This window comes from Streptomyces chattanoogensis (assembly GCF_001294335.1).
Classification (GTDB): Bacteria; Actinomycetota; Actinomycetes; order Streptomycetales; family Streptomycetaceae; genus Streptomyces; species Streptomyces chattanoogensis.
In genome coordinates, this window is record NZ_LGKG01000150.1 from 49,738 (window position 1) to 61,696 (window position 11,959).

8 protein-coding genes and 1 pseudogene are annotated in these 11,959 nt (G+C 71.5%); 4 read left to right on the top strand and 5 right to left on the bottom strand.

The window, feature by feature from the left end; translation table 11 throughout:
• The first annotated feature begins 535 nt into the window (after positions 1-535).
• A complete protein-coding gene (locus ADL29_RS25250) occupies positions 536-2,143 on the top strand; it encodes a PP2C family protein-serine/threonine phosphatase (protein WP_053925891.1) in 1,608 nt (535 codons plus the stop codon).
• Between the two features lie 163 nt (positions 2,144-2,306).
• On the top strand, positions 2,307-3,767 hold the full coding sequence (locus ADL29_RS25255) for an aminopeptidase P family protein (protein WP_053925892.1): 1,461 nt from the start codon (positions 2,307-2,309) through the stop codon (positions 3,765-3,767).
• A gap of 61 nt (positions 3,768-3,828) precedes the next feature.
• Here the strand turns inward: ADL29_RS25255 and ADL29_RS25260 are convergent, their stop codons facing one another.
• Complete coding sequence (locus tag ADL29_RS25260) at positions 3,829-4,467, bottom strand: TetR/AcrR family transcriptional regulator (protein WP_053925893.1); 639 nt, start codon at positions 4,465-4,467, stop codon at positions 3,829-3,831.
• Positions 4,468-4,936: 469 nt separating this feature from the next.
• Between ADL29_RS25260 and ADL29_RS25265 the strand changes: the two genes are divergently transcribed.
• Positions 4,937-5,557, top strand: coding sequence for a hypothetical protein (locus tag ADL29_RS25265; RefSeq protein WP_053925894.1), 621 nt, complete (start codon positions 4,937-4,939; stop codon positions 5,555-5,557).
• A 58-nt stretch (positions 5,558-5,615) separates the two neighbouring features.
• On the opposite strand, the gene ADL29_RS25270 is transcribed toward ADL29_RS25265, so the two are convergent.
• From ADL29_RS25270 to ADL29_RS25285, 4 genes and pseudogenes are all read right to left on the bottom strand, one after another.
• Positions 5,616-6,536, bottom strand: coding sequence for an NlpC/P60 family protein (locus ADL29_RS25270; protein ID WP_053925895.1), 921 nt, complete (start codon positions 6,534-6,536; stop codon positions 5,616-5,618).
• Between the two features lie 20 nt (positions 6,537-6,556).
• Complete coding sequence (locus ADL29_RS25275) at positions 6,557-7,039, bottom strand: poly-gamma-glutamate biosynthesis protein PgsC/CapC (protein WP_046931002.1); 483 nt, start codon at positions 7,037-7,039, stop codon at positions 6,557-6,559.
• A gap of 32 nt (positions 7,040-7,071) precedes the next feature.
• Positions 7,072-8,277, bottom strand: a pseudogene (gene pgsB / locus ADL29_RS25280) (poly-gamma-glutamate synthase PgsB); the annotation flags it as partial.
• A gap of 6 nt (positions 8,278-8,283) precedes the next feature.
• Positions 8,284-10,731 carry a methyl-accepting chemotaxis protein gene (locus tag ADL29_RS25285; RefSeq protein WP_245689625.1) on the bottom strand — a complete coding sequence of 816 codons (2,448 nt, stop codon included), beginning with the start codon at positions 10,729-10,731 and terminating at the stop codon, positions 8,284-8,286.
• Between the two features lie 193 nt (positions 10,732-10,924).
• Here ADL29_RS25285 and ADL29_RS25290 point away from each other — a divergent pair, with 193 nt between their 5' ends.
• The gene (locus ADL29_RS25290) at positions 10,925-11,902 is read left to right on the top strand and encodes a hypothetical protein (RefSeq protein WP_053925896.1); all 978 of its coding nucleotides are present in this window, start codon (positions 10,925-10,927) and stop codon (positions 11,900-11,902) included.
• Positions 11,903-11,959: the final 57 nt, after the last annotated feature.

Sequence of the window (11,959 nt, forward strand, 5' to 3'; positions counted from 1 at the left end):
CCATGTGGATCTTTTGTCACCGCTGTACAAGGCAGCGCATCACGCCGTACGTCGAGCGTGGAACGTGGCGGGGGGTGGCGCACGCATGGCGCTTGCGGTTCGGTGGAGCAATCCCGCCACTTGGGAGTGCGTCGCGGTCGTCGCCGTATGAGACGCCCGCGCCCGCTGGAGGGTTCCGGCGCGGGCTCAACTGCCCCCGCACCTTTCCGAGTAGGTACCCGCCATCGTGCATATGACGCGCTGTCGATGGCCGCCAGTCGACCTCAAATTGACGCCTGGGGGGCAATTTTCAGGCCAATCTACAGACCTCGTTGACACCACAAACCCCATCGGGACAATGCTGGACATCACATCGCTGGTGCGTGTACATGTGGAGGCATTAATAGCGGAGCAGCATGACATGGGGGTTTGCGATGCTATTGAGGAAATTGAGCGGGCCCACATACCGCACAGCATCACTCAACAAAATGCCGCACTCCCTAACAAACTGCGGCCTGACCTGGGATAACGGCAGGCGCGACATGAGTTGCCTGCCATGAGCGTCCCCCACGTACCGAAAGTGGCTGGAATCGAACCAGCACTCCCCGCCCCGGCGCACACTGCCGATCCGCTCACGCCGAAGGCCTCCCCGGAGCCCTCCCCGGACACCTCCTCCGACTCCGACGATTCCTCCGATTCCCCCGACTCCGCCGACTCCTGCGACTCCCGCCAGGACAGCTGCCCGGACGGCTCCCGCGACATCTCCCCCGTCGACCGCATCGCCGCCGTCCAGGACCGGCTCGCCGGCTGGATCTCGGACCTCAGCACCCTGCACGACCTCACCGAACAGCTCGCGGGCACCCGTACGTTGGACGAGGCGCTGCACGAACTCCTGCGGGCCGGCGCCGCCCTGGTCGGCGCACGCCGCGGACTGGTCGTCCTGGCGCCGGCCGACGGACTCGGCCCGGAGACCACCATCGGCCTCGGTCTCGGCCACGCCGACATCGGCCATATCGAGACCGTTCCACGCCGCGCCCTGTCGTACGCCCGGATACTGGACGGCCTCCCGGAGCCCGGTGCCTGCGACGACCCGCCCAAGGGAAGCGCCCGGGACGCGGACGCGCGCACCGAGATCTCCGAGCCCGACATCCCCGGGGAAAAGGACCTCGACCCCCGTCTGCGCGAGGTCGCCGCCCGGCTCGGCTATGCCGCCAGTTACGCCGTTCCGCTCATCGCCGACCCGATCGGCAGAACCGGCGCCGCGGTCTGGCTCTACGACGAACCCGCCGCACCCACCGAGCGCCAGCGCCATCTCATCGGCCTCTACCGCGCGCACGCCGCCGCGCACCTCGCCCGCCTCCTGGAGCTCCACCGCGCACAACAGGACACCGTCACCCTGCGCGAGGAACTGCTGCCCAGCCGGCTGCCGCGGGTGCCCGGCGTACGGCTCGCGGTGCGGCACAGCACCGGCCCGCGCGGCGGCGGCGACTGGTACGACGCGCTGCCGCTGCCGGACGGCGCGCTGGGGCTGGCCGTCGGGTCGGTCACCGGCTCCGGGCCGAGCGTGGTGGCGGCGATGGGGCGGCTGCGGGCGTCGCTGCGCGCGTACGCCGTGATGGAAGGGGAAGACCCGGTCGCGGTGCTCTCCGACCTCGAGCTGCTGCTGCGGCTCACCGAGCCCGCCCGCAGCGCCACGGCGCTCTTCGCCTTCACCGAGCCGCCGCCCGGCGCACCGGGCGGGCCGCCCGCGCCCCCCATGCCGGCCGGTCTCGACGACCCGTTCCCCCGCAAGCTGCTGCTCGCCGGGGCCGGCCACTGTCCCCCCTTGTTGATGGGCGAACTGCGAACCGAGTTCGTGGAGACCACGCTGTCCGCGCCGCTGGGCATGCTCGCCTGCTGGGAAGCGCCGAGCGTGGAGATCGAGCTCGCCCCCGGCGAGACCCTGCTCTTCTACAGCGACGGGCTGCTGCACCGTACGGGCGAGGCCATGGACCGCGCGTTCGCCCGGCTGCACGCCGCCGCGGCGAGCGTCCCGAAGGGGAGCCGGCACGACCCGGAGGCGATCGTCGATCACATCGTGCGCACGATGCTGCCGCAGGGCGGGCTGGACGATCCGGCGTCGGAAGAGGATGTGGTGCTGCTCGCGGCGCGCTTCGAGGAATAGGAGGAACCGGCGGGCCGGGCACGGATTCCGTGCCGTAAACATCACATCTTCCTAGCCGGAGACATCACACCTTTCGTGCCGGGGAGGTCACACGTTCCGGCCTCTGGACCGTTTCTCATCCGCACATACGATGGATGACGGTTCACTCGCAAAAGGAGGCATTGTGACCGACGAGCTCACGCCGGAGACCCCGGACGAGGACGAGCAGCCGATCAAGCAGCGCAAGAACGGCCTGTACCCGGGCGTATCTGATGAGCTCGCGGAGAACATGAAGAGCGGCTGGGCCGACACCGAGCTGCGCGATCTGCAGCCGGTCGAGCAGGCCCCGAACGCCGCGCGCCGCCGCGCCGCGCTGTCCGCGCGCTTCCCGGGCGAGCGCCTGGTGATCCCGGCGGGCAACCTCAAGACCCGCTCCAACGACACCGAGTACGTCTTCCGCGCCGCGACGGAGTACGTCTACCTCACCGGCGACCAGACCGACGGCAGTGTGCTCGTCCTGGAGCCCACCGCGGGCGGCCACGAGGCGACGCTCTACCGCCTGCCCCGCTCCAACCGCGAGAACGGCGAGTTCTGGCTCAGCGGCATGGGCGAGCTGTGGGTCGGCCGCCGTCACAGCCTGACCGAGGCCGAGGTGCTGCTCGGCGTCCCCTGCAAGGACGTACGGGAGCTGGCCGGCCTGCTGAGCGAGGCCACCGGGCCGGTCCGGGTCGTCCGCGGGCACGACGCCGCCATCGAGGCCGCGCTCAACGACAAGATCACCGCAGAGCGCGACGAAGAGCTGCGGGCGTATCTGTCCGAGGCCCGGGTGATCAAGGACGAGTTCGAGATCGGCGAGCTGCAGAAGGCCGTCGACTCGACGGTGCGCGGCTTCGAGGACGTCGTGAAGGTCCTCGACAAGGCCGAGGCGACGTCCGAGCGCTACATCGAGGGCACGTTCTTCCTGCGCGCCCGCGTCGAGGGTTACGACATCGGCTACGGCTCCATCTGCGCCGCGGGCCCGAACGCCACCACCCTGCACTGGGTCCGCAACGACGGCCGGGTCCGCTCCGGCGAGCTGCTCCTCCTGGACGCGGGCGTGGAGACCCACACCCTCTACACGGCGGACGTCACCCGCACCCTCCCGATCAACGGCCGCTACACCGACCTTCAGCGCACGATCTACGACGCGGTGTACGAGGCGCAGGAGGCCGGCATCGAGGCGGTCAAGCCGGGCGCGGCCTACCGCGACTTCCACGACGCGGCGCAGCGGGTGCTCGCCGAGAAGCTCGTCGAGTGGGGCCTGGTCGAGGGCCCGGTCGAGCGCGTCCTGGAGCTGGGCCTGCAGCGCCGCTGGACCCTGCACGGCACCGGCCACATGCTCGGCCTCGACGTCCACGACTGCGCCGCGGCCCGCACCGAGGCGTATGTCGACGGCACGCTGGAGCCGGGCATGGTGCTCACCGTCGAGCCGGGTCTGTACTTCCAGGCGGACGACCTGACGGTGCCCGAGGAGTACCGCGGCATCGGCGTCCGGATCGAGGACGACATCCTGGTGACGGAGGACGGCAACCGCAATCTGTCGGCCGGGCTGCCGCGCCGGTCGGACGAGGTCGAGGCGTGGATGGCGGGGCTGCTGAAGAAGTAGCCCGCCGCGGCTCCGGCCCGGTGTGACGGCACGCACGACGGCCGGTGGCCCCCAGACAGGGTCACCGGCCGTCGTGCGTGCCGTCGGCGGTGTCCGCCTTCTTGTACGCGCCCGCGCGGACCGCCGCCCAGACCGCGGTGGCGGTGGATTCGGCCAGGGCCGGGTCGACGGCGCCGCGGGCGATCAGGAGCCGGTAGTAGAAGGGCGCGCCGAGGGCCGCCATCACCTGCTCCGGGTCCGTGTCGGCCGGCACTTCACCGCGCTCGACGGCCCGGGTCACCAGCCGGCCGTACAGCTCCGACCGCTCCGCGAAGAAGGTCCGCAGCAGCGTGGCCGCCTGCGGGTCGCGGACCGCGGCCGAGACCACCGCCTCGATCAGGCTGCGCCGGCGGTCGTCCCGGTAGAACACGGCTATCGCGCGGGACAGTACCCGCAGGTCCTCGGGGAGCGTGCCGGTGTCGGGCAGCGGCACATCGGCGCTCAGCCCGGTCAGCAGATCGCAGACCAGGCCCTCGACGCCGCGCCAGCGCCGGTAGAGCGTCGCGAGGTGGATCCCCGACCGCTGGGCGATCTTCTCCATGGTGAGCGCGGCGAAGCCGCCCTCACCCAACTCCTCGAAAACGGCGGCCAGTACGGCCTGCCGGGTCCGTGCCGTACGTCCCCCGGGGCGGGTCTCCCCCGAAGCCTGCGCAGTGGTCACGGCGCCTCCGTATTGCAGTGTGGGATCACGCCAAGTATTGTCCAGGAAAGGTTAACGCGAGCAACTTCGCGTTAATCGTGGTGCACGCCGGTCTCGCAGGGACATGGGGACGCCGCGGGGGAGGTCCTCACGCTGCGAGACGGCGCTGCACAGCATCACGCGGGGGCGATTCCCGGCCAGGTAGCCGGGTTTTGACGGACGCCCGATTTGACAGGGCAGCGGTGCGTTTGACCCGCGTTCGCCCCGTGCGCAGCGTTCCGCCCTCGATGCCTGGAACACGAGCCCCCGTTGCCGCGCTCCCTGCGATGCCGACGGGCGCCTTTGCCCCGGACTCTGACCGGGTTGACTTCCACACGATGGCTACTTAGGTTCACCTCACCTTACTTTCGACCGAAAGTTTTCAGCCATGCCCAGACCCTCGTCGCGCTCCCTCGCGCGCACCGTGGACCCCGAACCGGAGAACTGACCGGTGGCCCCGACGTCCAACCTGCCGGTGACCGCTCCGCTGCCCCGGCCCGCCGGGGTGCCCGGGTGGGCGGCGCCCGCCGACGGAGCCGCCACGGGCGACGCCCCGCTCACACCGGCCTGGGCGCTCGCCGCCCTGGGCGTCCTGAGCTGCGCCGCCCTGGCGGCCGCCTGCTGGCTGGCCGGTCATGTTCACGCGGACGTGCCGCTGCAGATCGCCGCTCGCTTCCTCCATCTTGTGGCGCTGGTCGTCGGGCTGGGCTCCGTACTCGCCGTCGACTGGTTCGCCGTCCTGTGGATGCTCGGCCGTCGGCGGCTGGCCGAGGTCCTGCGCACCGCCCGCACCCTGCAGGGCCCGATCTGGCTGGGGCTGGGCGGCCTGGTCGTCACCGGACTCTTCCTCCGGCCGGACCTGGAATCGCCGCTGACCGGGATCAAGTTGGGACTCGTACTGGCCATCACCCTCAACGGCCTTTACGCCCATCGGCTCGGGCAGCGCCTCGACCGGTGCGGGGGCGGCCGGGTGCCGCGCCGGCTGCGCGTCCGGTCCGGCGTCGCCGCAGCCGTCAGCCAGCTCGGCTGGTGGGGCGCCGGCCTGATCGGCTTCCTCAACAGCCACTCCTGACCTGACGGCGACGGGTCCGCCCCGGCTGCGTAACGGCCCGTCGCCGCATCCGGCGCGGTTACAGCCGCTTGGCGCTGCGCAGCGTGCGCGGGTGGTCGCCGCTGCCGTCGGGGCGGGAGGTGCCGTTCTCGTCGCCGAGGGTCGGGCCGTTCGCTTCCTTGCGGCTGGAGAGGAAGATCTGTTGGCCGTCGGCGTCGTGGCCCAGATAGATGCCCACGTGGTCGACGCGGTGCTTGGCGTGGGCGTCCAGTTTGAAGAAGGCCAGGTCACCGGGTTGGAGAAGGTCGGCCGACCGGGGACGGTGGGCCGGGCCGACGCCCTTCAGCGGGATGATGTCGGCGCCGATCCGGGAGCGGGCCATGCCGTTGGCGGTGCGGGGCAGGCCGCCGCCCGCGGTGTCGGACGCGGCCAGCGGGTAGTGGGCGCGCCGGCCCCAGACCAGCCGCTGGTAGCCCGAGGCGTCGAGGGAGCGTGCCTGCTCCTTGTCCGGGATGCCCTCGCCGTTCTTCTTGGCCGGCACACCCTGGACGTACTGGAAGGCCATGGCGAAGACGTCGTCCGCCCTGCTGCCGTAGTTCTTCGCGAACCAGTCCTTGAACCACCGCTCGTTCTCGGCGCCCTTGCGCCAGGGTTCCGGCATGAGCCGCACCCAGTCCTCGGTCACCACCCGGGACGTGGTCGCGGCGGGCTCGGCGAAGGTGCGGCTGGGGCCGGTGAGGGTGGCGGTGCGGGCGTTGTCGGTGAAGGTGGCGAGGACTTGGCCGTCCTTGTCGCGCAGCACCGTACGGTCGGGGTTCTGCAGCCGCTCCCAGATCTGCTTGCCGGTGTGCCGCGGGGCGCCCACGGACTGGACGCCCGGGGCGCCGGCCTGCTCCTCCTTGCGGAGCTCCACGGTCAGATAGGCGCTGGCGGCGAGCAGCGTGATCACCGTCGCCGCGTGCACGGCGGACCTGGTCTTCGATTTCTTCTTCGCACTCATGAGGTCTGCTCCGGCGGGGGTCAGGCGGTCGGCATGACGCCGAGGAGGATTCCGGCGCTGAGGACGACATAGGCCATGAGGGTCACCGAGCCCGTGGCGACCAGCGTGGGGCCCTTGGGCTGGCGGACCAGCTGGTAGGCGATCAGGCCCGGGACGATGAAGCCGAGGGTCTGGTTGCTGTACATCAGGGGGAACTGCAGCGAGAGCACGATCATCACCGTGGCCTGCAGCAGCACGCCGGTGAGCACCACGGCGGCGAACAGCCGCTTGCCGTACAGGATCACAAAGCGCTGCAGCAGCAGGGTGCAGACGTAGGTGAGGACGGTGACGCCGACGACCATCGCGGCGCGCTGCATGTCCTCGATGAAGGTGAGCGCCAGCCAGCCCGGGGTGATCATGCCGCCCGGCGACAGATTCGTCGTCAGATAGCAGACGAGGGAGAAGAGCAGGCCCAGGGCGATGCCGATCGCGGCGATCTCGGGGGTGAGGGCGGATGTGATCAACGGGGGTCTCCTGGGCTGTGATCGGGCTGCTCGGGCCGGGCCGGTTCGTCGGCGCTCCCGTCCGCCGGAAGGCGCGCGAGGTGTTCCAGGAGCTGTTCGCCCTGGCCGTGGATGTTGCCGATGGCGACGAGTGAGGAGTCGGGGCCGAGCCGGCCGAGCAGCCGGGCCATGAACTCCTCCGGGTCGCGTCCGTCGCCGCCCAGGTCGACGGCGCGCGAGCGGAACTCGTCGGGGATCGCGTCAATGGCGGACTTCGCGGGGTGGCCGACGACGAAGACCTGCTCCGGGTCGAGGCCGGGGATGATCGCGCCCATCTGGCCGTTGCGCTCCACGCGGTCGGGGCGGCAGTTGATGACCACGTTCAGCGGCCGCCGGACGGCGCCCAGATCGAGCAGCTGACGGATGTTCATCAGCGTCGACTCGGGGTCGTTGGCCGCGAAGACGTTGGCGAAGCGCAGCTTCTTCCCGTCGGGGGTGAGGTACCGCTCGACGGAGAGCACTCCGGGGTCCGGCGGCGCGTCGTACATGCCCTGCAGGGCCGTCCTCCGCTCCACGCCGAGGAGTTCGGCGACGGTCAGCGCGATCGCCACGTTCTCCTTGAACGTGAACCAGCTGAAGCCGCGCAGCTCCTCGTCGGTCACGGACTCCGGATCCGCGTAGATCAGCTTGCAGTCGCGGGCGTCGGCCTCCTCCTGAAGGATGGCGAACCGCTCCCGCTCCGCGGTGACGCAGATCCCGCCCTCCGGCATCGACCGGCACAGCGAACGGGCCACATCGTCCAGCGTCGGCCCCATCTCGGCCAGATGGTCCTCACGGACGTTGCACAGCACCCCGATGGTGGACCGGATCAGCTTGGACTGGTTGATCTCCTGCAGCGCCGGCATCACCGCCATGCACTCGATGACCAGCGCATCCGGGCGGTACGCCGCGGCACGCCGCACAATGCCGATCTGCTCGACGACATTGGCGATGCCGAACTTGCGGTAGACCGGCTCCTCGGTGGCATCGGGGTGGATGAACCGGGCGGCGGTGCCGGTGGTCTTCGCCACGGTGGTCAGCCCGCCGCCGCGCAGCGCACCCGCGCACAGCCGGGTGATGGAGGACTTGCCGCGGATCCCGTTGACCAGCACCCGGGTGGGCATCTGGCGCAGACTGGCGAAGTGACGGCGCTGCTCGATGATGCCCGCGACCAGCAGAACGGCGCAGCACACCACGAGGACGGTGTAGAGGAAGAGCACGGTGGGTCAGTTCCTTCCGGCGGAGGGCGTCGCGCCGTCGTGGGGGTGCCCCTGTCCCTGCCCCTGCCCGTGCCCCTGCTCCGACAGCTGCTGCCGGATCAGTTCCAGGCTGCGGGCGACGGCACCGACCTCGTCGTGGTGGGTCGGGTAGAGCACGGTGCGGCGGTCGCCGTCCGCGAGCGCTTCGGCCCGGTCCGCGAGGGCACGCAGGGGGCGTACGACGACGATGTGCAGCCAGCCGAGACAGGCCGCGGCCGCGGTGATGCCGAGCAGGCCCGTCAGCACCGTGATGTTTTCCAGGTCGTTCTCGGCGAGGGCGAGTCCGGACGCGGGCTGCCAGCTGACGGCGGTCCAGCCGAGCGGCTTCGCCGCGCCGCCGTCCGCGAACGGGGCCGCCGCGGCGATCCGGGTCTCGTCGCCGTCCCGGAGGAGGACGCCGGTGGGGACCGGGCTCTTGCCGGGCTTCTGCGCCTTGTGGTCGGTGCCGTCAGCCTTCCGGCCAGGGGCTTCGGCCTTCTGGCCGGTGGCTTCGGTCTTCTCCGCGAGGGCGTCCATCCGGCTGTCCGGCAGGGGCTCGAAGGCGAGATAGCCGGTGTTCCCGGCGACGACGCGGCGCTCCGCGTCGACGACACGGACCACCCCGAGTCCGGGCCGCCTGAGTATCGAGTTGAGGAATTCGATGCGGAACTCGCCCACCACGGTGACGCCCCGCCGCCCGGCGACCTCGGCGGCCGCGGTGATCAGCGGTTCCTTGCCCTGGTCGTCGACGACGCGGATCGGCGCGGTGGCCGGGTCGTTGCCCTTGGGGCTGTGCGGCTCGCCTCCCGCCCGGGCCAGGACGCGGCCGCCGGCATCGACGACGTACACCGAGATGTACCGCAGGTTGTCGGCCATCGTGCGCTGGAGGACCTCGGCCATCCGTGCCGGTTTCGTACCGCCGCCGAGGTGGGAAGCGGCCGCCACCAGCTCGGCGTGGCCCTCGGAGAGCGTGAGGCGCAGCCGGTCGGTGAGGGTGGCGGTGCGCTCACGCTGGTCGTCGACGATCTGCTGCGGTACGTCGACGGAGCCGCCGGCCCGGTTGAACAGCAGCAGAAGCGGTGCGGACCACGCGAGCAGCAGCACACCGCAGACGGCGAGCAGGGTGCGGGTGCCGAAGCGGGGCCGGGCGGGACGGGGCCGTGACGTGCCGGGTTGCCGGGCCGGTTCGGCCTGCCCGGTCTGCAGGTCCTGCCCGGTCTGCAGGTCCTGCCCGGTCTGCAGGTCCTGCTCGGCCGCTTCGCCGAGGAGCTGGCGGCGCAGCCGTTCCAGCGCGCCGCCGATCCGCGCCGCCTCGCCGTACTTCGGTGCGTTCACGGGGCGGGCGAGGTCCCCGCGGGCGAGGCGGCGGCTTTCCCGGAACAGGTTGAGCAACGGGCGCTGCACGGTGCCCAGGAGCAGCGCCACGGTGAGCCCGCCGGTGAGCAGCAGCGCGGCCGCGGCGAGAAGCCCGAAGACCGGGCGGCCGGCCGCGGCGGGGGCTTCGGGAACCTTGACCGTCGCGACGACCGTGAGGCCGAGACCGGTCGCGGCGGTGGCCTCGCCGGGCTGGTGCGCAGCGAGTGTGGCGTATCCGGCGATGGCGCGGTGCCCGCGGTCGGCGTCACCGGTGACGCTGCCGCTGACGCCCTGGAAACCGCCGGAGCCGGGTTCCTTCGCCTTGAGCGGGTGCTGCTTGGCCTTCTCGGTGGCGTACGCGGCGAACGCCTTCAGCTGCTTCCCGGAGCGGGCGCGCTCGTCACGCTGCCGGCCGGAGGCGCCCTGAGCCGGTTCGGGACCGCCGTTCCGGCTGAGCACACGGCCCTGCGGGTCGATGACGGCGAGGGTCCGGGAGCCGCCGGCGCTGACGCCGGGGAACGTCAGGCCGCGGGAGGCGACCAGCAGCCTCTTCGGCTCGCCGGGCCGGTCGAGCAGGGCGAAGGTGAGCAGGCGGGCCTCGCCGCTCGGCAGCCGGACCAGGCGGGGTGCGAGGCCGTTCTCGCCGGTGAGCCCGGCGCGGTCGATCGCGTTCAGCGGCAGGTTCTCGCCGCGTGCGGCGAGCAGCCGGCCCGAGGTGACGTCCACGACGGCGGTGCCCAGCCACTTCTGGCGCAGGTCGCCGACCTTGTCCAGGACGGCGTCCGCGGGTACCGGGTCGGCGGTGCCGAACAGCGCGGCGGTCCGGGTCATGGCGGCGGCGCTCGCGTCGATGGAAGCGCGCAGTGCGATGGCGCCGTCCTCGGCGAAGTGCTGCTGGGAGGTCAGAACGGCCTGGGGGACGCGGTCGTGGCCGACGCGGCCGAGGGTGAGCGCGGTGACGCCCGTCAGGGCGAGCAGCAGGATCGACAGCACAGCGATGGGGGGACGTATGCCACCCAACAAGGACATGTCGGCCCGCCGGCGGGCCGTGTGCCACCGCTTCGGGGGCGGAGCGGGCAACGGAGCACTCCTCTTCTGGGAACCGTGGATGCCGAACGATCGCTCGTAACGCTGCATGCGACCGCTCAGAGGGGCCCCACGGAGAGAGAGGTTGGGCGAAAAAGCGGAATGTGATCCGGGCCACGGCAAATGAGGGTGATTCACCCCCGTTCGCCCTCATACCGCTCGGGCGCCCCGGATATCTTTGACGACCATGAGAGCCAGCCAGACAAATACCGTAAAAATAACGATAGTTCTGGTCGTAGCGGCTGTCGCGGCGCTCACCTGGGTGCTGGTGAGCCTTAGCCGGCCCACCGGTCCGGGGTCCGACCGGCCGAACACCCCCACCGGGGCGGTGGACTTGACGCGCCGGATCTCCGACTACACCTCGGGCTTCCACGAGGACGGCGGCTACCGGCATCCGGCACGCGTGGAGCGGCAGGCGATCGCACGGGGCGTGGGGCTGCTCCTCGACGGACACCGCGCACAGGCCCAGAAGCAGCTCTCCGGCGTGGACTTCGAGATCCGCACCCTCACGGACAGCGCCACCGGCCGGCGGTACGCGGAAGTCGGCGACCGCACGGAGCGCGGTCCGGCTCCCCGCGGCTGGGGGCGGGTCTACGTCGACCTCGGCGCCCCGGCCCACTGGTCCGTGCAGGTGCCGCACCCCGTCGCCGACTCCCGCACCGAACAGCTCGGCGTGAGCGTCCTGCGGGGCGCACGCGGCGGCGTCATGGTGATTGCGGGTGCACACCGCAGAGCCGGGCAGGGCGATGCGGCAGATGTGGCACACCGCACCGACACCGTCTTCGACGCCGTCTGCGACGAACTCACCGAACGCGGTCTGCCGGGCATGCAAGTGCACGGATTCGCCGACGACTCCGCCCCGGACTACGACGTCATCGCCTCCACCGGCGAGGGCGAACGGGCCCGCCCGGAGGGCCAGGCTCTTGCCGATGCCCTGCGCGCTCGCACATGGCGTGTGTGCCGCGCCTGGGCACGCTCCTGCCCGCTCGAGGGCCGGACCAATGTCCAGGGCCGCAAGGCGGCGGCGGAAGGCGTCCCCTTCCTGCACGTCGAGTTCAGCAACACGATCCGTACGTCGCCCGCGCTGCCCCAGCGCGCGGCCGAGGCACTCGGCACCGTCACCGCGGCCTGGTCGGCGAAGCCGGTCCACCGGCCCAACGGCTGACGTCAGGCGCTGTGGGGTGACCGGACGGAGGGGCGGGCGAGGGTGCTGCCCGCCCCT